Source organism: Planococcus versutus, from assembly GCF_001186155.3.
GTDB lineage: Bacteria > Bacillota > Bacilli > Bacillales_A > Planococcaceae > Planococcus > Planococcus versutus.
Window position 1 is genome coordinate 1,745,538 of record NZ_CP016540.2, and the last position, 22,542, is coordinate 1,768,079.

Consider the following 22,542-nt stretch of genomic DNA (forward strand, 5'->3'; position numbering starts at 1 on the left):
TGAATAAATGAGATATCGTTTTGGTATAGACATTGATGGGACTGTGACTTCTCCTACATCACTGATTCCTCATATAAATGAACAATTCAACAGCAAACTAACATTGGATGACATTAAAGAATACGATTTGACTGCTGCTCTTCCCCATTTGACGCAAAGCGAATTCTATTCTTGGTTCAGAGATTCAGAGCCGCGTATTTATGCAGCTTCTCCTGTTTCTGAAAATGCAAAACGCATTTTAAACAACTGGAAAGAGCAATACGAATTGTATTATATTTCAGCAAGAGGCGACAATGTTCGAGATGTCACTTTTAATTGGTTTGAAGAACATGCAATTGCATACGATCACATCGAATTGATTGGGTCGCACAAAAAAATCGAAACAGCAAAACGCCATAACGTCCATTTGTTTTTTGAAGACAAACACGACAATGCCGTAGAAATTGCTGAAGAACTCGATATTCCTGTTATTCTTTTTGATACACCTTATAATCGCGAAGCTATTCCAACAAATGTCATTCGTGTTTATGACTGGCTTGAAGCAGAAGAATGGGTAAAAAATGAATTTAGCCTTCAACAAGCCGGTATCGGTAACTAAAATATAAAAGCGAGAGTGGACAGTCCACTCTCGCTTTTATTTGCATTCAGGGCATTTCCCGTAGATTTCAAACTTGTGATTGGCAATCTCATATGCCGGTAAAGCCGAGCCTACTAAATCCATTGGGCAAACAGGAATTTCTTTTATTTTTCCACAATCCATACAGATAAAGTGATGATGATGATGATCACTTTCACATTGCATCCGGAAATGACGTTCTCCTGAAAGCTCCGTTTCTTCTAATATATCAAGTGATACAAATGTTGCTAAATTCCGGTATACCGTATCAAAACTCATGCTTGGATAGTCTTGTTGCATAACATCCAACAAATCTCTGGCAGTCAAATAACGTTCATCGTTCGCAAACAACTCTAATATTTGGTTGCGTTTTGATGTTTCTTTAAAACCATTGTCTTTTAGAATTTTCCATGCATTGGTTAAATTCATGCAATCGCTCCTTTTTTACGTGACACCATGATTTTTTTATAAACAATAACTAGCAATAACAAGAAAATAGAAGTAACGACGATTGTACCACCCGGTGCTAAGTCAAAATAAAACGCACTGACAAGACCAGTAATGACTGAAACTTCCCCAAAAACGATTGATAAGATAATCGTTTGCTTGAAGCTTTTGGTCACACGCATTGCAGTTGCAACTGGAATGGTCATCAGCGAAGATACCAGCAAAATACCAACAATTCGCATGGATCCGGCAATAACAAGAGCTGTGACAATCATAAACATAAAATGAATCCATTTAGCTGGTAATCCCGAAGCTCTTGCATACTCATCGTCAAATGACAAAACAAATAACTCTTTGAAAAAAGTAGCAATAAACACAAGAACCACCACTGCGACTCCGGCCACAATCAAAAGATCTTCTCTACTCACTGCTGAAACTGAACCAAACAAATAACCAAACAGGTCATTCGAAAATCCTTCAGCTAATGATATAAAAATCGCACCAAAACCAATTCCTGCAGATAATATAATGGGAATTGCTAATTCTTCATAATGCTTGTATAAACTTCTCAAACGCTCGATTAACACTGATCCTGTAACTGAAGCTACAATGCCGAGAAATAATGGATTTAATAATGCTAATGAAGCAACGCTTTGACTCAGATACAAACTACCAGCAATGCCAGCAAGTGTTACATGACTCAGCGCATCAGCGATTAACGACAGTCTTCGTACAACAATAAAAACACCAAGAAGAGGCGCAATTACCCCAATAATAATCCCTGCCGCAAAGGCATTTTGTAGAAATTCATACGTGAAAATAGCTTCAATCATATATGGTTGCCTCCGATGTGGTGAATTTTACGGACCGAATGGCCATACCATGCTTCGCGCTTTTCATCACTCATTGTGTGAAGTTGCTCTTTATAGCCATGGAAATGAATCGTTTGGTTTAAACAAGCAACATGCGTAATACGATCTGTTACTGTATCTACATCATGAGTAACGAGTACTAAGGTGATGTTCTTTTCTCGATTAAGTTTAGCCAACATGTCGTAAAACGATTGAACATTTTCATGATCAATGCCAACTGTTGGTTCATCAAGTATTAACATTTTAGGTTTTGCGATTAATGCACGAGCAATAAAAACACGCTGTTGTTGACCACCTGATAGTTCACTAATGCCTCTATTGATAAAATTTTTCATACCGACTGCCTTTAGTGCTTCTACAACTTGCTCATTTGTCGATTTTGGTAACCGATGAAACAAGCCTGTTTTCTTCGTTAGTCCTCCTGCTACGACTTCTTTGACCGTTGCTGGAAATCCCGAATTAAAAGAGTTGGATTTTTGTGACACGTAACCAATCCACTCACGCTGTTTAAAATTTTTTGAATCCACTCCAAAAAGTTCAATTTTTCCTTTGCTTGGCTTAATTAACCCAAGCATGATTTTTAATAAAGTCGATTTACCTGAGCCATTTGGTCCTAAAATCGCGAGAAAGTCACCTTCTTCTACTTTCATAGAAATATGATCTAATGCTTTTGTTTGCTCATATTCAAAACTAATATCTTGAATATCGATTAATGGCGCAACCATTGTTTCGCCTCTTTTCTAATTAATAATGATTACGATTTACATTAGAAAAGTATAGTAGACTTTAGCTTGAATGTAAATAGATTGTGCTTATGTTAAGTGTAAATGCTTGTTAAGCTATGTAAAAAAATAAAGACACCGCCGGTAAAACAGCAGTGTCTTCAACGCTTATTTTTGCAATGAAGATTTTAACTCTTCAAGTACAGTTGGAGTAAAGACGCCCGATTTAAGCATTTCAATTTCAAATGAATAAGGTGGCTTTTTGTTTTTAGCGTCTGTTCCCACATATGGTGTTTCGAGAATTTTTGGCACGTGCATCAAATCCGGATGATGAACAATCCCGTGTAATGCTTCAAAGCCAATTTCACCGAAACCAATGTTTTCATGACGATCTTTGCTCGCACCACGAACGTTTTTACTGTCATTGATATGCAAGACTTGAAGACGATCGATTCCCACAATTCGGTCGAACTCTTCTAATACGCCATTAAAATCTTCTTTGATATTGTAACCTGCATCGTGTGTATGACACGTATCAAAACATACAGACAAGCGTTCATTATGCGTGACGCCGTTAATGATTGCAGCAATTTCTTCAAAACTGCGACCACATTCTGTACCTTTTCCAGCCATTGTCTCAAGTGCGATATTGACCGGATAATCCTGTGTCAATACCTCATTTAAGCCTTCGATAATCTTAGCAATACCAGCCTCTGCTCCAGCTCCGACGTGAGCACCTGGATGCAATACAATTTGTTTTGCACCTAGTGCGGCCGTTCGTTCAATTTCTTTTTGAAGAAATTCAACACCGTGTTGAAAAGTTTCTGGTTTTTGTGTATTGCCTAAATTAATAATATACGGTGCATGGACCACGATATTGGATAAGTGATGAGCAGCCATATGAGCGAGTCCTGCATCGATATTCAAGTCTTCAATCGGCTTACGGCGCGTGTTTTGAGGTGCACCCGTATAAATCATGAAAGTCGATGCCCCGTATGAAGCAGCTTCTTCACTAGCTGCAAGCAGCATTTTTTTGCCACTCATTGATACGTGAGATCCTAATAACATAGACTTATCTCCTTATTTTTTGCGATTTTTGCGTCGTTCCATTTTTTTGATTTCGTCCATTTTCCACTTCATCTTCTTCTTGTACATTGGTCTTACTTTTTTGGGTTTATGAACCATTGTCTTAGCTTTTTCAGCTGCTTCGTCTACTTTTCGTACACGTGTTGTCCGGCTATGGCGTTCTTTTAAATCCACGAATTCGCCTTTAACAATATCTTTTTGTTGGAAAGGAATGCCCATTTTTTCAATACGAACAATCGCGTCATCTTCTTCAGGTTTGAACAAAGTAATTGCTAAACCTTTCATTCCAGCACGAGCTGTACGACCTACCCGGTGAATAAAAAATTCAAGGTCTTCCGGCAATTCGTAGTTGATGACGTGACTGACGCCTTGAATGTCAATTCCGCGCGCAGCAAGATCCGTTGCAACGATATACTGATATTCAAGATCACGAATTTGACGCATCATTTTCACACGTTCGCGTGGTGCTAAATCGCCGTGTACACGACCTACACGAATACCTTCTTTCGCTAATTGCTCAGCTACATAGTCAGCATTGGTGCGTGTGTTCACAAATATAATAGCCAAATAAGGATTAATGACTTTCATCACTTCTTGCAAACGTTCCATTTTCTTTTTACTACGAACAGGCACGAGGTAAAAATCTAAGCCATCTGCTGTTGGGCGTTTGTCTCCAACTTTTACATGAATCGGTGACTCCATATATTTTTTCAAAAACGGTTTTAATTTTTCTGGAATTGTCGCAGAAAAAACATACATTTCGAGATCGTCTTTCATTTTTCCAGCCACTTGATCAATTTCTTCGATAAAACCGAGATCAAAAGCCAAATCAGCTTCATCTATAACGAGGATTTTACCTGTGTGTACCAACAGTGCGTTTTCTTTCACTAAGTCTCTTAAACGACCAGGCGTTCCAACGACGATATGTGGCTGCGTTTTTAATTTATTGATTGATCGTTGCTTGTCAGTTCCACCGATAAACGATTTTACTTCAATGCCAGATCCAACAACTAGTTTCTGCAATTCGTTAAAGATCTGCACGCCTAGTTCACGCGTCGGTGCTGAAATGACTGCCTGCACTTCTTGTTTGCTGACGTCAATACGTTCAACGATAGGAATAATGAAACTGTGTGTTTTCCCAGTCCCAGTATGAGATTGGCCAATTGCGCTGTTGCCTTTTAATATATGGGGCATCATTTCCTTTTGAATCTGAGTTGGTTCTGCAAACCCGAGTTTTTCTACCGCTTCTAATAGGAACGGCTTGAATGGATATTCGTTAAATTTTGTCATGGGATTAAATTCCCTCCTTACGCTCTAGATATTATAGCATGAAAAGACGTCTTTACGCGATGCATCTTTTGTAAAGCTACGTTGTCTCAGTTATAATGAATACAGGATTTTGAATTTGAAAGGAGCGCGGTACTGGATGAAAGTTATGAAAATATCGCCAAGAGGATATTGTTACGGAGTGGTTGATGCTATGGTGATCGCAAAAAACGCTGCGATGGACGAAAGTTTACCACGTCCCATTTATATACTAGGAATGATTGTCCACAATAAACATGTGACGGACGCTTTCGAACAAGATGGCATTATCACATTGGATGGACCCAACCGTCTTGAAATTCTAGAAAAAGTAGAAAGTGGTACGGTTATTTTTACAGCACATGGCGTTTCTCCACAAGTTCGCGAGTTAGCAAGACGTAAAGGTTTGGTATCTATTGATGCGACATGCCCTGATGTTACTGTGACGCACGACTTGATTCGTGAGAAAACAGCAGACGGCTATCAAATTGTTTACATTGGAAAAAGTGGACACCCTGAACCTGAAGGCGCAATCGGTGTCGCTCCTGATATGGTTCATTTAGTCGAATGTGTCGACGATGTTAACCGTTTGGAACTTGTTTCTGAAAAAATTATCGTTACCAATCAAACAACCATGAGCCAGTGGGATGTCGTAGATATGATGAAACGATTGAAAGAAAAATTTCCGCATTCTGAAGTTCATAAAGAAATTTGTTTGGCCACTCAAGTTCGACAAGAAGCGGTTGCACAACAAGCGGGCGACACCGATTTATTAATCGTTATTGGTGATCCAATGAGCAATAACTCAAATCGTTTGGCGCAAGTCTCTCAAGACATCGCAGGGACACCTGCCTACCGCATTTCCGATATTTCCGAACTAAAATTAGAGTGGTTAGAAGGTGTTGAAACTGTTGGTATTACAGCAGGTGCTTCTACGCCTACACCTATTGTTAAAGAAGTGATGAAATTCTTGGATCTTTACGACCCGGCAGACCCAAGCACACACGCATTGACTCGTTCTGTACCACTCAACAAAATTTTACCGAAAATCAAACATCCGAAACCTTCTGATCGCATCGAACCATATCCAGTAGGTGAATAAGTAAAAGCTGTCGCAAAAGTTAAAACCTAACTTTTGCGACAGCTTTTTTAATGTATTGCATTAATCTGAAGTCATGCAATTGATACTCTGATATTTTTGATTGATCCAATTCAACTTTTCAAGTTAAGGACTAGATAACTGCAACATCCACTTCGCTACCTGTACATGCAGATGTGTAGGTTCATATACTTTGAATAAAGAGATTCAACATGAGTTTTTTAGAAAGTTACGTGACAGAAATCTAAAAGAGTTAGGATTTCCCAAGAAATGGACAGACAATCAATTAGAATATACAATCGCTACAGTATCATTCGACGCAAAAATCATTTAGACCTTACGCAAAGCGAAGTTGTTTCACACATGCACACCAAGCAAAACTGATATCTCGCATTAAAAATGGCAGTCAGAATGTGACTTTGAAAAGCTTGAACACGTTTGCTGCAGCTCTCCGGAAGGATATTCCTTCTTTTATACAACGATATGATAAAAAGCAAGATGAGTAAAAGAACAGCTCCAATCTAGTAAAAAACTAACAATAACGACTATAATAACTCTCGCTCAGCTACTCAGTTAATTAAGGGTTATCTTTATTTTGTATGCAACTTAATTGCTATTAAGTTGCATACACATTAAGTAAAAAATTATTATAAAACTTATTTTTTATGCGCTTAGGCAAGAACAAAGAGCTACTGCCCATCAATAATCCTCCTAGTCCTGCAAGTAATACATCAACTACAATTCATGTTGTAGTTAAAAAAGTGGAGATATAAATTCCTATAGTTAAGATTATCAGTCCCATAAACATATATGTTAGTACTTTCCCCATTTTCTCCTCCGATAGATATTCTTTATTTTTGGTATACTAAAGACAGTTAGTGTCTTTTTAAAGATAATTGTCCTAAGCTAATTCAACTTACGGATTCAGAACTAGTAATTTTTGAGATAACTACTATTTGCATGACAAAAGGGGAGCGCTGATATGGAGAGATTAAATAATTCTCGTTGGAAAATGAGTATGGCTGGCTTTACTGCGTTTGTGTTAGCTTCTATTTTCTTCTTAATCACTGGTCCTAATTTAGCTGGAATACTTGGGTTTTCAATATCTGCAATTGTATTGTTCATTCTAAATGTTAGTTATGTTTTTTACACAAACACGAAATCAGGGAACAAAAAAAATCAGAAATAGACTGCCCACTACGCGTTTTCCTTTCTCTTAAATGTAATATAATGTAATTGAATTTTTGTCACATTCAAAACTATTAGAAGATCTCTTGAAATTTATTAATTTAAGAAAAACGAAACCTTATTTTTATCAATCCAATAAGCCCCGACATACCCGATAACTTTTCTCTCTGCTCTTATCAAAAGGGATGCTGGCACTCCTGCTGCAATCTCATCTTCATTCAACCAGTATTTACGATGTTCTTCCTTCGTCATCTGCTGTTCGGGAATGTATGGTCCATTCCATTTTTTCGCTTCTTGTTCCTTTTCTTCAAATCTCCAATAATACAATTTATCCAAGTTTTCTTCCTTATTTTCTATTAATGCAATTTTTCTTCCGATTACCTCTACCATATTAATTGATCAACCTCTCTAAATTAGCTCGCGGTTTAAATAAACAAGTGATTTTCGTTTAGTCACATTCTTTCATTCTTGAAAATTACGCCATTTTATGTTTTTTAAATTTTGATTGTTTGCTACCGATAACTCAGGATATGCAAACCAATTGCGATTCATTCTGCCTCTGCTTTTAGTTAGTTTCGTTTAATTTGAAGAAATCGTGATTTGGTTTCTTCCTTCAACTTTTGATGTATACAAGGCGGAATCCGCGAACCCGAAAAGTTCGGTTACCGAATCGGTTTGTTTTAGGTATTCTGAAATTCCAATCGACACTGTTAGGATTTCATTAGGTATATAGCTGGTTTTTTCAACTTTTCTCCGAATCTTTTCTGCCACATTATAAGCACTTAAAGAATCCGTATCTGGGAGTAGAATAACAAATTCCTCCCCCCCATATCGAAAGCATAAATCATTTTTACGACTAACTGTGCAAAGGGTTTCAGCAATCATCTTTAATGTTTGATCTCCTACTTGATGTCCATACGTATCGTTGACGGACTTGAAGTAATCGATGTCCAGCACTAGTAAAGAGAACAACCGACCTTCCTCTGACCAAACGCTTAAAACTTCGTCCAGATTTCTCCGGTTCAGTAGTCCTGTCAACGAATCCGTCTGTGCAGATTGGGTGAGTTGCTGATTGTTTCTTTCGATTGTTTCAAAAGCCATACCCACACTTTTGGTTAACAGGTCGGCTTCCCGATTCCAATGAGCTTCTTTAAGAACCTCTTTTTCAGATTGTAAAATTGGTTTTCCTTCGGCTAATTGATTCACAAGAGTACCCAGTCGATTAAAAGGCGCTGCTAACTTTCGAGCGATAAAGATCGACAACAAAAGTAGAAGTAAAAATGGCACCAAAGCTCTCATTAATAATTGTTGGAGTTCTACTAGCAGTAAATTCTCAACAAAGGAATATGGAGTCTGCTGCACAATTCCCCATCCTGCTTCTGGCACATAACTATAAGCTGATAGCATAGAAACGCCTATGACGTTCGTAGCAATCTCCTTTCCGCTTTGTCCCTCTTCTATTTTGCGCACCAGTGAATGTTCATCAAAATTTTCACCAATCCGCTGGCTCTGCGGATGAAATAATAATATACCGTTGGGGCCAACGACATAATAGTGGGAACCACTGTTATCACTCGCCTCATTATCAAGAATCTGATTCAAGGCATTTTCCTTTTGAAGATAAATGGTTCCGCCGATTATCCCCCTATAAGTTCCATCTTTCGAAAAGATGGGGTGACTCATTAAGATCAGTAGCTGATTCGAGGGTCCAACATAAGGTGTAGTCAACATGGGCATTCGTGCGTCAAGTACATCTTTTGTATTGCCAGAGATTATCTTTGTTCCCTCCAATCCAATGCCTCCTGGACTGTTAACACGAATTATTCCCATTTCATCAACCCATGAAAGGGAGTTGAAATATCCACTGCTACTCCTTAAAAGCTCTAATTGCTCATGGATTTCTTGATCAGTCATTTCTTCGCGTCTTTCTAAGAAATCTGCTGTAGATTCTAGATGAGTTCTCATCGAAATAAATAATGAGTCGACCGAATGACTCATCTTTTCAACCTTGGAATAATTAAGTGCTAAATAAGTCGATGTTAAGGACTCTTTAGTCAAATGATAAGTCGAAATCGCAAGAATCAAAAGAGTCGAAATTACGGAAACGGAGACAAGTATAGATAACAACGTTGCCAAGCTCACTTTGTGAGTGGTAAGAATTTTTTTCATTTAGTGGACTCCTTATTAAATTAAAAATAGTCATTTATATAAAAACGTTCTGATTTATTGAAAGCGCAAAATAGCAATTATAAAATGAGCAATAAGAAAGATCTCTTTTCTTTATTTTCACATCACAGTTTTTAGTCCATAAACGATAATTTTTTTCCTTATACTTCAAAACAACTATACCATTGTACATTTAAAATCTTTTTTATTGCTTCTGATATATTAAAAAGAAGATTTAGTAGAAAAATAGAGAGAAGATGTGCTTAGAACAGCCTGTTCTCTCTATTTGCTTAGCTTCAGATAAGTGACGATATGAAAGCTCAAAAACTATTTATTAAATTCATACATGGTGTCTTGTAAATTCAATGCGTAAATGTTAAATCAAACTTCTTTTGAGAGCTGTATTTTGATATGTAAGTAAGCGACTTCCCTTTTGAGGTGGCTCACTTTTCAGTTACTGTAAACATTAAAGAATATCTTTTTAATCGATTATTTACCCATTCTCTAGGTATTCGCTTAGAATAAAGCAAGTAAAGAACCGCCTATTGCTCCTGTGACAACTACCAGCCATGGTGGCAATTTCCAATAAGCCAACATACTGAATAAGACAGCTGCCAAAGCGAAATCCTTTGCTTCTATGATGGAACTTGTCCAAATCGGCGTGTAGAACGCAGAAATTAAAATCCCCAAAACTGCCGCATTGACCCCCATGATTGCACCCTTTACTTTCCGATTTGCGCGCAGTGCATCCCAAAAAGGCAAGACTCCCACAATCAACAAGAACGCCGGTAAAAAGATAGCGAAAGTAGCGAATAGGCCACCAATCCAGCCATTCATGATCGTTCCTAAATAAGCTGCAAAGGTAAACAAGGGTCCCGGTACTGCTTGAGTCGCCCCGTATCCAGTCAGAAAAGCTTCTTCACTCAACCAGCCTGTCGAGACAAATTCCTGCTGCAAAAGCGGCAAGACCACATGTCCCCCACCAAAAACCAATGAGCCTGCACGATAAAAACTATCGAACATCGCTACCCAGTATGAGCCGGTAACTTCTCGGAGAATTGGCAGAAAAAAAAGGAATCCAAAAAATAACAGCAAGCAAGCAGTTCCTACCTTTTTCGTAATTGGAAATTGCATCTGTCCCTCTGTTGTTTCGGCAGTGTTTTTATACAGAATATAACCAATTAAAGCTGCAATCAAGATGACTCCCACTTGCGTAAAAGCAGTCTGCCAGAAAAGCGTCCCAATCAAGGCAAACAAGACAATTGCTTTCCTCTTCAAGTCAGGTGCGAGATTTTTTGCCATACCTAAAACGGCATGAGCCACTACTGCGACGGCAACAATTTTCAATCCTTTTAGCCATCCAGCATCCGATACATCAAAACTTTGTAATAGCAACGCAAATAAAATTAACGCGATAACCGATGGAAGGGTAAAACCAATGAAGCTCACGATTCCCCCTAATACGCCTGCACGCATCGCTCCAATTCCGATCCCTACCTGGCTGCTAGCAGGTCCAGGAAGAAATTGAGATAACGCAACTAGATCTGCATAACTTTTCTCATCCATCCATTTTTTCCTTCGTACGTACTCTTCATGAAAATAGCCTAGGTGCGCAATTGGCCCTCCAAATGAAGTAAGTCCTAACCGAATGGAAACAATAAAGATTTCCAGTAATGATTTGAAACTGACAGTCGGTTTTTTTTGATTCATCATTCTCTCTTCTCTCCTTTGATTCAGTCTTTTATCTCCTTAAACAGTTCGTAAGCTTTTTTTTGAGCTTCAACTAAAACGTGTTTCCCTTTTTCCGTAATACTGTAGTACTTCCGGATTTTACCTTCTACGTTCCGGTCTTCTCTCGTCAGCAAACCATCGGATTCCATGGAATGAAGAATCGGATAAAGCGTTCCCGGTCCGATACTATAGCCATGTTCCTGAAGTTCCTCCAGCATCCAAACACCATAAATCGGCATTACTTTAGCATGGTGCAAGATATGGATATGAATAAATCCTAAAAAAAGTTTGCGAAGCACTTTGTCTTCCATTTGACTTCTCCTTTTAATAACGGTTTCCAATATTGAATTCCGATATTGATATTTGTTATTAAGATAACATAAAACCTTTATAATATCAGCGCAATTTCATAAAATTCACATTCATTTAACATTAAAGAAATAGTAGAACTACTGTTTCGATGAACTGTTCGCAAAAGTACACTGTCACAAATAAATAAAAATCTCCATTTGATTACTACGATATAATCGTATATAACGGGGATACAAAGCCATATAACTGGCGCGATCCGAGTGGGAAAACAAAAGTACAATGAAAACGTCGAATTATTGTTTGTTTATACAAAAATTTTTAGTGAAATCTGGAAATACTATAGATTGTCAGAAAAAGATAAAAAGAGATTCGAAAAACTAGTTCGAGAATATGAAGAAACACTTGCTGACAAAGAAAAAAATATTAAGAATAGAGCAAAAGATTTGAAGAAAAATCAGTAAAAAGGTGATGCGTCGAATGAAATCAAACAAATTGGATTTTGAAAACTTACTTGAAGAGAGTGTCAATCAGTTTGCCAAGGGCAATTCAGAACATATCGAGGTTATTACTTATAAATTGCGTGATTTACCTGAAATCGATCTCACTTCAGTTAAAGAATTGAGAAAAGCTTTAGGCGCTACGCAAAAAAAATTTGGCGATGTGCTTGACGTATCTACACGAAAAGTAGAGGCATGGGAGATTGGGCGTTCTTCCCTTAATGGCTCCGCAGCTAGATTAATGCGTTAGATAACCCTTCCATTAAGCAATCCTTTAAACAAACGATAAAAAATGAAAAATTAGTAAAAAGAGAAATCATTTAGCCGAGCAGCGCTAACTGCCTTCCTGCCCAGTCAGGAATGAATGCAAGTTTTGGTATACACAATGAATTGAACCCCAGTGACGGATGAGTTTAACTATCCTGCACTGGGGCTTTTCTGTTTTTAATAGCAATTGAATCTGCATGAAGAGGATTTCCTTCTGAATTTAGTTTTTTATACTTCTGACAATCCTGAATATGAAAACTCCCGTTCATTCCTTACATGACTTATTTCAAAGCAAATAAAACATAGCTATTGGCTCAGCATTTGTATCGATTCTCGCTCGTCCACAAGCTCTAGTTTAGAAGAGATTGCTATAATTACTCGTTTTTTTCCATAATCCCCCACAAATAAACTCATTTTTAATTCTAATATTAACTCGAAAAACTGTCAGTAAATATTTTCAGTGTAAAAAGATGGATTAATTTTAAAAAATACAAATAAAACTCAAATTAATGGGTATATAAGTTCTATGTCTTGTTTATTCACATGAATAATAAGACTCAATTTTAGCGAAATGACGAAAAATAGAAGTGATCGAGCTCGAAACACCTCAACTGCTGATTCTTTATTTCGCTATTATTCAGGAGGTTTTCTATTGAAATATAAGCATTTTAAAAATGTAATTGAGAATCAACATCAGACATTTTAAAAAAGATCTTCTATGAAATTTATGTCGCAGAAGAATTGAATGCCGTGAAGGCTCAAAAAATCGGGCATAGCCAAAGAAGTATTTGCTTATTGGACGCATTACTATCGTTTTGAAGAAAGACAACGATAGTTTGACCGAACAATAAAAATAAGCCGACTTTTCAGATGATAAAACAAAAGAGTTTACCGAATGCTGTAATTCAATAACTAAACAATCATGAAGATTGAAAGGAATTAAAACCAATGACGATCGCGCTAGAAAAGAAGTAGATTCCACTAGCAAACTATTTTTCCATGGCAACAAAAGCAACCCTTACGTTGCACCTTACTGAAATTGAAAAAATCATGGGACAGAACCTGCCTAATAGTGCCTACTTAAATCAAAGTTGGTAAAAAAAGACCAAAGCACCATCAAAGTATTTCCATGCTTGGCTAGATAACGGCTACATAGTTAAGGAGTTCAAGTCAAATCGTTATGTCAGTTTTGAAAGACTGGATCTTTTGACTAAAAACGATGAAAATAAGGATCATGCCAATGAGGATATTTTGCTCGTTCGTCCAGCTGGACATAGTGATGCTCGTTTTCTCGCAGAATTGCAGAAAAATATAGAAGGAGAATCAGATTTTCTATTGTATGGAAAAGAGGAACGAGCACTGTCTACACAAAAAGTGAGAAAGCAGATTATTGAGTGGAATCAACGCGGCCATTCAATTATCTTTCTTGCTATTTTAAATGGAAAACACGTCGGTTATTTGATGGTTATAGGGAATGAGGTTAAGCGAGCCAATCCCCGTGCTGCCTTACTCCTTGTTATTCAAGCTGATGCACAAGGCAAAGGAATCGCTTTCTCTCTTCTTCAAAAAGCAGAGGAATGGACTATTTCAAAAGCTATAAGTCGTCTTGAGCTGACTGTTTCAGAAGAAAACATTCCAGTTCGGAAGGCATTCGCAAAAATTCACTAATTATCAACAATAAACTACACAATGAAATTTATATGGCCAAGTTTTTAGACTACTAAACTTTGAACTCATATTACCCTTAATGGGAAGTCTTTCGTTCTATATTTTAAGGATGAGCCCATTCAATTATTGCAGTGTAAACTGTCTGCAGTTGCTGTTCTTCTTATAGTCAATGACGAGATAATTTAGGCAGCTGCCATCGTGTAAATTTAGTGTGAATCAAGTTGCTTCTACAAATGCCATTCAACTTTGGCAGCATCCTAGTGTGTAAGGGACAATCCGTTGATATTCCAAAATGCGTTGTTTTATTCTCAGAAGTTCTTTTCTACTTATCGTTGAGTCTTTGATTTAATGTGCCTCAATGCATGATTAGTTTTGGCTTATGCTTAAATAGTTTTTTATTAAAGGCAAAACTTGAGCTAATAATTGCTCATCTGTTAGTTCGGTTCCACGCTCAGTCCAAAATGTGTATGCGGTACCTTTAAGGACATCTTGCGTGTCAACTTCGCCGTAGGGATTATCTTTGTAACAAAATACAGTTGATTTATGAAATGCCTTTACGTAGTCAATTTGTTCTGCGATAGCTTCTGTATTTATACTGTCATTACTTGGACTGTACACTAATGTATAAAAATTCGAATTGTGAAGCGGTCTATTGTGTGAAATAAAAACCTCTGGAGTCAACATGTTTTCTTGCCAATAGACAATCTCTACATTTGAATTTAGTGCATATAATCCGACTTCATTTAAAGAATCGTTCCACATTCTCGGTTTGTAGCCGCATTGCTCGACATAACCAGAAATTGTATTGATAAACCTTATATACTCTTCCTGGAAGTTATTTGTTCCCGGCACTTCGTCACCGCCTATTGAGAATATTTGGTGTCCTTTATATTTGTCTTGCTTAAATAAAAAGGCTATTTCCTCGATCAAATGTTTAACGAGCGTTGTTGCTTGAGGGTTATCAAAATAGTCAACTAAACCCTCATCAAAGTCTGACACGATCGATTTGTAAAAGTTTTCGTCGAATTTTTCTTTGACCAGGTTCAACCACCCCTTTGAGTGGCTTGGAACATCAAAATCTGGAATGATCATCACGTCTCTATCATTTGCATAAGCGATGAGTTCTAGAATTTCGCTTTTAACGAGGTATTGATCATTCGTTTTTGTCAAAGTTTGACCTAGGATTTCAGAGGATAACCGGTATCCCTCTGCATCCGAAAAATGTAATTGAAGATAGTTTCCACCACCTGTTTGAATCTCATCGATAACGCGCATTAAGAACGCTACTGGCACATGACGTCTCGAAGTATCTAATATAATACCGCTGACCAATCGAGACCGAGTGGCTTCTCCGCGTAGGTGTTTCGATAAATTGAAGAGCTCTTTTTTAATACGGTTCTGCAAAATAAAAACCTCCTATATCTAAGGATATGGTTAAAGTAGTTTTGTTGCTTTGTAAGTATATCGACCTTTTTAAAAAAGAAGTAAATAAAATTAATATACTTATTTTTTTGAAAAAACTTCACTATATAAATATAGAAACACGAAAGTAGGAATATTGAAATGGACTTCTTTTCAGGACCCTATGGTTTGGTCACAAGTTTTGTTTTTTGGTATCCATTTCTAATGGCACTTTTTTGGATGGCAGGATCTATTTTTTTTCTGAGAACAAAAGAAAATAACCAAAGTGACATCGATATAGATGGATTTGATTGGCCAATGATCAGTATCCTCGTTCCTTGTTACAACGAAGAAGATACGATAAAGGAGACCATAGAAAATCTATCTGGATTGTCCTATCCCAAAAAGGAAATTATTCTAATAAATGACGGATCAACCGATCTAACCGCTTCTCTTTTAGAGGAATTATCAACAAAACATACAGAAGTAAGAGTAATTCAATTAGAACAGAACCGAGGAAAAGCAAATGCTTTACAAGTTGGCTTATTTGCTGCTAAAGCTGAGTATTTAGTCTGCGTTGATGCAGATGCCCTTTTAGCAGATACAGCCCCTTACTATATGATTCATCAGTTTTTTGTAAGTGGAGAACGAGTGGGCGCTGTTACAGGAAGTCCATCTATTCGGAATCGAAACACGCTTTTGAGCCGCATGCAATTGGTTGAATATGCTTCAATTATTGGCGCGATCAAGCGAACACAAAGACTGTTAGGCAAAGTAATGACGGTATCTGGAGTCGTTGTGACATTTCGTAAAAAAGCATTAGTAGATGTTGGGTTATGGGACCGCGATATGATTACAGAAGACATTGCGGTTAGTTGGAAATTGCAAAAACGATTTTGGGATGTTCGCTATGAACCTCGTGCAATTTGTTGGATGCTTGTCCCGGAAACACTGTCGGGTATTTGGCAACAGCGAATTCGTTGGGCGCAAGGAGGACAGGAAGTCGTTTTGCGTCATTGGCGCATCTTATTCAGCTGGAAACAAAGACGGCTGTGGCTTATTTTTTTGGAGCAATGTGTTAGTACAATCTGGGCTTTAAGTTGGCTATTTATTACACTGGTTCTTATTTTTTCAGCTAATGCTTTTCAAGATTTATTACTTTGGTTGACATTAACTTCTTTTTTCCTTGTATTTATTAGCATGATTCAACTGTTTATCTCTCTTGTAATTGATTCTAGACAGAACGGTGTGATGAAGTATTATTTTTGGGCCGCGTGGTATCCGGCTATTTACTGGATGGTAAACACACTCGTGGTTGTGGTTGCTTTACCAAGAGCCATTAAATCTCGTTACAAAGGAGGTTACGCTGTATGGTCAAGTCCAGATCGAGGTCTAAAGAAATCATGATCATTAGTGGAAATCGTTCAAATTTTAGATTTGTTACCGATCTGCTTATTACTTTATTTTTTTGGGTGTATACAGTGATTGTAATCATTTTCATTTTATCAGCTACTACTGGATTTAGTAATGTTGTGACAAGAACGCTAAACACTACATTCAAAACAACAAATAGTGAAGTTCAAGCAGTGATTTTATTTGGATTTATCGTATTCATTGTTATTTATTTACTATTATTTATTAATCGTCTTTATAATAAAAAACGGTTTGGCAAACTAACCCGGCGAACTTATCCAGAAGTGGTTACTCAGCGTGAACTAATCGCATTGCAATTAATGAGTGTCAAAAACATTAAAAAACTTGAAAGCAACTATGTGATTTTTGAAAAAAATCCAATTATCTCATTAGAAGAGGAAAAAAAGCATGAAGAAAGCGATTAAATTAATCATTATTTTAGCTTTGGTATACACGATATTTTTGTTCAGAGATGACATTAAAGAAAAAGTGTTTACGGTAAATGAGTCAGCGATGTCTTTTCCAGAAGAGCTGAACAAAGAGAGCTGCATAGGTTTAAACTATCATCGTGTGTTAGAGGATAATTCGCTTGTTCGAATAAGCAGATGGCTGTTAAACTCGGATGAATTGGTTAAGTATAGCGTAGTAACTACAGAATTCGAAGAACAATTAAAGTCATTAGCCGATGCAGGGGCTGTGTTTTTGTCAGAAGACGAATTACTTCAAGCAAAAAAATCAGGAAACTTCCCGGCAAAATGCGTATGGGTTTCTTTTGACGACATTGATTACTCAGTTTATAAAAATGCCTTTCCAATCTTGAAAAAAGCAAACGTTCCATTTACCATGTTTGTCATTGCAGGACGCGTTGGAGATGAAGATTTTAACAACTTAAAAATGGCAACATGGGACCAAATAAGAGAAATGGAAAAGAGTGGACTTGCCAGCGTTGGATCTCATACGTATAAAATGCATCGATTTGAAAACGAAACTCCCATATTCCTTGTTCCAGAAAATAGAGTGGCATTTAAAAGCGATTTGAAAAAAAGTATTGAAGTTATTGAAAAAGAGCTTGAAATAACTGTACGTAGCTTCGCTTACCCATACGGGGATACTGATGAGTTTACGGCTCAGGCACTACGGGATCAAGGACTAGAAGCAGGATATATATTAGCACCTCAAACAATAGTGCCGACAGATGATAATTTTTACATCAATCGCGTACTTGTTAACGATGCAACACATCGCAATGTCATTCTTCCTTTCATTAAAAGTCAGTAAGGTTCAAATAAAGAACATCAGAGAGTAGTGTTTTCTAAAAGTTACGTTTGAACGCTAACTTTTAGGAGGCATTACTAATCTTGAAGTTCTTTTTCTTTTTGATCTTTATACGAATAGTTAATAGCTTCTTTTATATCTGATCCTTAATTTTCGTACCATTCATTTTATCGCAGCCATAAGCTATTCATGCATTGAACTATACATATAAATTTTATAATTCTGTTGAAAATCAAACGTATCCGAAAAAACTGCAATAGAAAAATATATTTTATTTTTAACACTAGCATATAAGCAAGGTCCATACGACATCAATAAAAATCGCCACGACCACATTTGGCACTCCTATCCAAAAGAAACAGCTCTGGCCATATGAACCAGAAAGAGATTCTAGACTTTCTTCTGACGTTTAATTAGGTCACCCCCAAAGTACTCAATTGCAACATGTCCTTTGAATTATTCTTGAATTTCAGACCTTGTTTGACTTAAATTGATAATTTACGATATCAGATTCATAGTAGCTACCGATAATGCTTGCTATATAAACTATGTCCTTCACCATGACTGCTGTAAATCCCGATAGACTAGTCTTTTGAATGTAGTTTACTTAGAGGTATAGTACATTCAGAACCACAAGTAGTTTATTCCGGCGCTATTACTACGTATAGCTGGTGATTTACTACATGAATAGGTTGGTTCGCTTTTTTACTTCATCATCTCGTTATAAATATAGAAGTGGTAAAAGGCTGGGATTAACAAAGCGCCTGCAATACAAATAAGTGCAGCTATTTTGCTCCTCTCTCTTAATCGATGCTCACCGCTCTTCAAGTGCTCAAAAAAAGTGAATGTAAAATAAATGCTGAAAATCAGCAGTGTTGTCGACAAAATCCCGAGCCAATTTCCTGTTCCAAACATGCCTAAATTAGACATCCAATTATCTTCCTTTCCTTTATCCTTTTTTTAAAGCTAAGGAATATCATTTCTAAAAAAACACGACTGTAGCTTGACTGTACTTGAATTACGGAAGGATTCAATAAAAAGTCGTGCTCTTTTTTTGAATGTGATCATTCATTTAGCCCTTCTATTTTAGTTAAGCTTATCTTCTGTCTTCCTTTTTTTTTATAAAATGATCCATTCTTAGTGCAATATAAATCAAGACCATTGCCGCAATGGCTTCCCAAATCCCTCCGAAAAAGAACCCTATGACTGCACCAAAAACAATATAAATGGCAAGCGTTTTCTCCATTCCAATAACCTCCTCTATTCCTAAATATTAGTATAACTGAAAAAGAGTATGAGGTTGTTTTAATTTTGATAGTCCTATGAATTGGAAATTTCTTAAGTAGTTCATCCAATAAATCTATAATTTATGAATCACTTCAAACCGTTCACATACTAGAAGCATGGTTTCTGAGTACGGTAAATTATGTACTTTTAGTTCACTTTTAAAAAATTGTTCATGAGCATTCCACCAATAGGTATAATCGCCTTCGCCTTCTGCTAAAGCAAATTCAATTGGAACTTCATTCATCGGCCAAATCGAGACATCTGTCACTTTAATTATTGCAACGGGCAATTCCTTTGAATTTAATACAATGTTATATTGGCCTACCTGCGGTAATGGTTCATTTTCAAATTCATACCATACGTGAGCTGAGCATGTCGCTTTTTTTTTCCCCTCGACTACTAAACTAGCTAACCAATCTGCATCAGCACCGAATTGAAATGCTTCTACTTCGTTTGTCTGGATTTGGCCTTGACTTGTCCAGTAATCGTTCCAAAACTTTAATGTTTTTTCATTCATAAAATCTCCTCGATTCCTAAGTAGTTTTGTGATTTGCTATTAGCAAATCTACTAATGAAAAAGTGCCCTATGTTTTTTTAGTAGCCTCCCATATTTTTAAAGCTACCAGGTAGCACTTTTCGATTGATAAAAATATTTCAAACCATTTTATGAAAACTTGTCTGATTTTTAATGCAAGTTCATCAACCGATTTCACATCGGGCAAGAGCGCTGCAATATCTTTGATTTCAGGAGTGTATTCATCCTCTGGGCAAAAGTCCAATAAATTAATCGGATCCCATTCGTCAATGATACTTTTTACCAATATATACTCATTCATAGTCATCCACCGAATCTATGCTTTATTTTTTCTAGTAGCGCCTCGGCTCTTTATCTGAATGTAACTTAATTACTATTATGTTACATTTACAATCTATCACTTTAATTCATTTTAGGTCTCTTTAAGATATATCTTGGAGGCGACCCAAAACCTTGTTCAGCTTCAAAATAGGCTAATTCTCCAGGAATGCACGAAATGATTGAAGGAAAACCAAAACCAACTGCATGTTCCAATGCTTCTTGCAACGGCAGTTCTTTTCCGTCTATCTTTTCATTGTAAGACAGTGAGTAGCACATCTTTGCAGCACCGTTACTTTTTAGCAGCTCGTAAATGTATTTGGGACTTGAGTTCGGTGGGGGAATCTCAAACATGTATTTTTCCTTTAACATCTTTGTATATTGGTGACAGAGCCGATTCAATGAATGATTCCTTTTCTTAGGTGTAAATAATTCATAAAGAACTCTTTCCTGCATCTGTTTTTCAAAAAAAGATTTCACAATTAATTCTTCCATTTCCTTCTTCATTTTGCTTTGCTCCTTCCCACTCTGCTTATTAAGCAATTCACAATTTACGGTCTTTTGAATATAACTTAATTCACAATAAGTTACATTCAAATTCCTAGTGAATTAAAGCATTTTCTCTCTATCAGGTTCTTTCAAAAACACATCTTCACCTTCATCAAATCCTTCGGGTCTCCAGTGATCTTCTGGCAGTCCACTTTCCTCAAACAACTTTCGAAGCTTTTTAATGGCTTCATTCCAAGATGAAAATACTTCAAAAGCATAAGGTGGTTCTGCCTCGTCATCATTCCATACAGCCCATTTTTTATTGGGAAGCTGTGTCGCAGAGTACCAAGTATCTCCTTCCATTTCATATATACCAAAAGTATTTTCAAAAGTGATATCCCAATTCGGATAACCTAATTCCTCTGCAAATTGATGGTATTTTTCAAAGATCCACTTGTGCAAAATCTTTTTTAAACGCCACATATCTTCACTCCCATTTGCTAATTGAATGTAACTTATCTGCACATAAGTTACATTCAATTCCTACTCTTTATGCCAAAACTTCCAATTGGATATTCCTAAGAATCTTTCTCTATTTTCATCAGTTATTTTTGTCTTTCTTTTCAAAGTATATTCAAATTCAAAATTAATCATGTTGTTCCTCGAGAAGCGGAAGCTAAGAACTGCAATATAAAAGAAGAGGACAGTTAGATTACACTTTCTTTACCTGGCTCCAGATTTCTTTTAGCAGTTTACCGTTAATGGTGGCGTTCTCCAATAGATCCCCTACTGTAGGATAGGATTGAAAATCCGTTTGGTAATCGGACAAATGCCAAAGGTTCGAATGTTCGTTCACATGATAAATTTCACCTTGATAAGAAAAGCTTTCCATTCCTGTTAGTTCCACGTCTTCTCTTAATTTTTCAAAAGGATAATTCATTTTTTCCTTGATCAAGTCAGCAAACAGTTGAACATCACTTTCTAAATCTTTTTCAAAATGTGCCAACAATCTATTGAGCGTGGGATCTTCCAACTGGTGAGTCATGCCCCAGATAATTCGGGCCACTTCAATTCTCACGACTTCACTCGGATGTACGCTTAATTCCTGTAATCGTTTACCAAACCATTTCACATCGACATCGGTATACGACAAGTGCACCAAAGCCATCACCAATTCATCACATTTGTTTTGTTGGATAAACCTTTCAAGGTCTTGTTCACTGTATTCCTCTACTGCATCTCCATCTTCTTCACAAGCATCAGATTGCTCAATAGATAACTTGGTTAAAAATTCATCAAAACTTCCTGCAACTTGTGTGATCTGCTCTGCCTCATTGTCCACGTAAACAATCGGAGGGTTTGAAACGATATTGCGATAATCCATAGCAAGCCAGGTATGTCCATCCCCGCTAAATAGAATGAGTCCTTCTGGCATGTCCCACTCATTCAAAAAATAAGCATTATCAAGAATGCCGTTCTGAAGGCCAATTCCTTTAATATGATCAACCGGAATAAATGCGTCATACTGGACCGGAGCCATAGAATGGGGAAAAGCATTATAAAGAATACGTCCTCCATTTTGTTCTTTAAGAATTGCTAGGTAAGCGTCAAGAAATGTTATACCGAACATTTCTTCTGCACTTGTTACCATGTCATCTGTCAGAGATTGTAGCTTAAATTCATGACTCTCTTCTTCCCAAATACTTGTCGCCAAAATATTCACCTCTATTTTATTATCTTTAAGAATTGATTTGGACCACTTAGCTTAAATATACTTAGAACTCTCATGAATAGCTAGATAATTTTGGAAATAAAAGCATGCATAAAAGTACAAGTTTACGGACAAAA

General features: G+C 36.9%; 26 protein-coding genes. 9 read left to right on the plus strand and 17 right to left on the minus strand.

Going from position 1 to position 22,542, the window contains the following annotated elements; translation table 11 throughout:
• Positions 1-7 precede the first annotated feature (7 nt).
• The gene (locus tag I858_RS08925) at positions 8-598 is read left to right on the plus strand and encodes a hypothetical protein (protein ID WP_065524684.1); all 591 of its coding nucleotides are present in this window, start codon (positions 8-10) and stop codon (positions 596-598) included.
• Between the two features lie 36 nt (positions 599-634).
• On the opposite strand, the gene I858_RS08930 is transcribed toward I858_RS08925, so the two are convergent.
• The 5 genes from I858_RS08930 to I858_RS08950 all read right to left on the minus strand — a co-directional run bounded on the left by I858_RS08930 (position 635) and on the right by I858_RS08950 (position 5,033).
• Positions 635-1,045 (minus strand): Fur family transcriptional regulator, encoded by a 411-nt coding sequence (locus tag I858_RS08930; RefSeq protein ID WP_065524683.1) that lies wholly within the window; start codon positions 1,043-1,045, stop codon positions 635-637.
• Positions 1,042-1,896 carry a metal ABC transporter permease gene (locus tag I858_RS08935; protein WP_065524682.1) on the minus strand — a complete coding sequence of 285 codons (855 nt, stop codon included), beginning with the start codon at positions 1,894-1,896 and terminating at the stop codon, positions 1,042-1,044. Before I858_RS08935 ends, I858_RS08930 begins: the two co-directional genes overlap by 4 nt.
• On the minus strand, positions 1,893-2,660 hold the full coding sequence (locus I858_RS08940; protein ID WP_065524681.1) for a metal ABC transporter ATP-binding protein: 768 nt from the start codon (positions 2,658-2,660) through the stop codon (positions 1,893-1,895). Before I858_RS08940 ends, I858_RS08935 begins: the two co-directional genes overlap by 4 nt.
• Positions 2,661-2,825: 165 nt before the next feature.
• Positions 2,826-3,725 carry a deoxyribonuclease IV gene (locus I858_RS08945; RefSeq protein WP_065524680.1) on the minus strand — a complete coding sequence of 300 codons (900 nt, stop codon included), beginning with the start codon at positions 3,723-3,725 and terminating at the stop codon, positions 2,826-2,828.
• 12 nt (positions 3,726-3,737) lie between these two features.
• Entirely contained in the window at positions 3,738-5,033 is a 1,296-nt protein-coding gene (locus tag I858_RS08950) for a DEAD/DEAH box helicase (RefSeq protein ID WP_065524679.1), read from the minus strand.
• A 136-nt stretch (positions 5,034-5,169) separates the two neighbouring features.
• On the opposite strand from I858_RS08950, the gene I858_RS08955 reads away from it, so the two are divergent.
• On the plus strand, positions 5,170-6,150 hold the full coding sequence (locus tag I858_RS08955) for a 4-hydroxy-3-methylbut-2-enyl diphosphate reductase (RefSeq protein ID WP_065524678.1): 981 nt from the start codon (positions 5,170-5,172) through the stop codon (positions 6,148-6,150).
• A 979-nt stretch (positions 6,151-7,129) separates the two neighbouring features.
• Positions 7,130-7,336: a hypothetical protein gene (locus tag I858_RS08960; RefSeq protein ID WP_065524677.1), complete on the plus strand. Its 207-nt coding sequence runs from the start codon at positions 7,130-7,132 to the stop codon at positions 7,334-7,336.
• A 95-nt stretch (positions 7,337-7,431) separates the two neighbouring features.
• On the opposite strand, the gene I858_RS08965 is transcribed toward I858_RS08960, so the two are convergent.
• From I858_RS08965 to I858_RS08980, 4 genes are all read right to left on the minus strand, one after another.
• Positions 7,432-7,725 carry a hypothetical protein gene (locus tag I858_RS08965; protein ID WP_204249419.1) on the minus strand — a complete coding sequence of 98 codons (294 nt, stop codon included), beginning with the start codon at positions 7,723-7,725 and terminating at the stop codon, positions 7,432-7,434.
• A gap of 189 nt (positions 7,726-7,914) precedes the next feature.
• Positions 7,915-9,504, minus strand: a complete 1,590-nt coding sequence (locus I858_RS08970; RefSeq protein WP_065524676.1) for a sensor domain-containing diguanylate cyclase — start codon at positions 9,502-9,504, stop codon at positions 7,915-7,917.
• 513 nt (positions 9,505-10,017) lie between these two features.
• Complete coding sequence (gene chrA, locus I858_RS08975; RefSeq protein WP_065524933.1) at positions 10,018-11,211, minus strand: chromate efflux transporter; 1,194 nt, start codon at positions 11,209-11,211, stop codon at positions 10,018-10,020.
• 23 nt (positions 11,212-11,234) lie between these two features.
• Positions 11,235-11,543 (minus strand): PadR family transcriptional regulator, encoded by a 309-nt coding sequence (locus I858_RS08980; protein WP_065524675.1) that lies wholly within the window; start codon positions 11,541-11,543, stop codon positions 11,235-11,237.
• A 261-nt stretch (positions 11,544-11,804) separates the two neighbouring features.
• On the opposite strand from I858_RS08980, the gene I858_RS08985 reads away from it, so the two are divergent.
• The 3 genes from I858_RS08985 to I858_RS17365 all read left to right on the plus strand — a co-directional run bounded on the left by I858_RS08985 (position 11,805) and on the right by I858_RS17365 (position 13,976).
• Complete coding sequence (locus tag I858_RS08985) at positions 11,805-12,005, plus strand: hypothetical protein (RefSeq protein WP_065524674.1); 201 nt, start codon at positions 11,805-11,807, stop codon at positions 12,003-12,005.
• Between the two features lie 16 nt (positions 12,006-12,021).
• Positions 12,022-12,291 (plus strand): helix-turn-helix domain-containing protein, encoded by a 270-nt coding sequence (locus tag I858_RS08990; RefSeq protein ID WP_065524673.1) that lies wholly within the window; start codon positions 12,022-12,024, stop codon positions 12,289-12,291.
• 1,223 nt (positions 12,292-13,514) lie between these two features.
• The gene (locus I858_RS17365; protein ID WP_239457114.1) at positions 13,515-13,976 is read left to right on the plus strand and encodes a GNAT family N-acetyltransferase; all 462 of its coding nucleotides are present in this window, start codon (positions 13,515-13,517) and stop codon (positions 13,974-13,976) included.
• Between the two features lie 366 nt (positions 13,977-14,342).
• Here the strand turns inward: I858_RS17365 and I858_RS09000 are convergent, their stop codons facing one another.
• Complete coding sequence (locus I858_RS09000) at positions 14,343-15,380, minus strand: family 20 glycosylhydrolase (RefSeq protein WP_065524672.1); 1,038 nt, start codon at positions 15,378-15,380, stop codon at positions 14,343-14,345.
• 237 nt (positions 15,381-15,617) lie between these two features.
• On the opposite strand from I858_RS09000, the gene pgaC reads away from it, so the two are divergent.
• The 3 genes from pgaC to I858_RS09015 are packed head-to-tail and all read left to right on the plus strand — an operon-like array spanning position 15,618 to position 18,068.
• Positions 15,618-16,784, plus strand: coding sequence for a poly-beta-1,6-N-acetyl-D-glucosamine synthase (pgaC, locus tag I858_RS09005; protein ID WP_239457116.1), 1,167 nt, complete (start codon positions 15,618-15,620; stop codon positions 16,782-16,784).
• The gene (locus tag I858_RS09010) at positions 16,748-17,215 is read left to right on the plus strand and encodes a hypothetical protein (protein WP_065524670.1); all 468 of its coding nucleotides are present in this window, start codon (positions 16,748-16,750) and stop codon (positions 17,213-17,215) included. The genes pgaC and I858_RS09010 overlap by 37 nt, the downstream gene beginning before the upstream one ends.
• Positions 17,199-18,068 carry a polysaccharide deacetylase family protein gene (locus tag I858_RS09015; protein WP_065524669.1) on the plus strand — a complete coding sequence of 290 codons (870 nt, stop codon included), beginning with the start codon at positions 17,199-17,201 and terminating at the stop codon, positions 18,066-18,068. The genes I858_RS09010 and I858_RS09015 overlap by 17 nt, the downstream gene beginning before the upstream one ends.
• Positions 18,069-18,770: 702 nt before the next feature.
• On the opposite strand, the gene I858_RS09020 is transcribed toward I858_RS09015, so the two are convergent.
• The 7 genes from I858_RS09020 to I858_RS09045 form a co-directional block, all read right to left on the minus strand.
• Entirely contained in the window at positions 18,771-18,995 is a 225-nt protein-coding gene (locus tag I858_RS09020; protein WP_065524668.1) for a hypothetical protein, read from the minus strand.
• Positions 18,996-19,161: 166 nt separating this feature from the next.
• Positions 19,162-19,311 (minus strand): DUF3329 domain-containing protein, encoded by a 150-nt coding sequence (locus I858_RS17140; protein WP_162273621.1) that lies wholly within the window; start codon positions 19,309-19,311, stop codon positions 19,162-19,164.
• Between the two features lie 114 nt (positions 19,312-19,425).
• The gene (locus tag I858_RS09025) at positions 19,426-19,869 is read right to left on the minus strand and encodes an ASCH domain-containing protein (protein ID WP_065524667.1); all 444 of its coding nucleotides are present in this window, start codon (positions 19,867-19,869) and stop codon (positions 19,426-19,428) included.
• A 67-nt stretch (positions 19,870-19,936) separates the two neighbouring features.
• Positions 19,937-20,188, minus strand: coding sequence for a DUF1871 family protein (locus I858_RS09030; RefSeq protein ID WP_157886506.1), 252 nt, complete (start codon positions 20,186-20,188; stop codon positions 19,937-19,939).
• 101 nt (positions 20,189-20,289) lie between these two features.
• Positions 20,290-20,712: a hypothetical protein gene (locus tag I858_RS09035; protein WP_065524665.1), complete on the minus strand. Its 423-nt coding sequence runs from the start codon at positions 20,710-20,712 to the stop codon at positions 20,290-20,292.
• Positions 20,713-20,814: 102 nt separating this feature from the next.
• On the minus strand, positions 20,815-21,177 hold the full coding sequence (locus tag I858_RS09040) for a hypothetical protein (protein ID WP_065524664.1): 363 nt from the start codon (positions 21,175-21,177) through the stop codon (positions 20,815-20,817).
• Between the two features lie 229 nt (positions 21,178-21,406).
• Complete coding sequence (locus tag I858_RS09045) at positions 21,407-22,408, minus strand: SMI1/KNR4 family protein (RefSeq protein ID WP_065524663.1); 1,002 nt, start codon at positions 22,406-22,408, stop codon at positions 21,407-21,409.
• Positions 22,409-22,542: the final 134 nt, after the last annotated feature.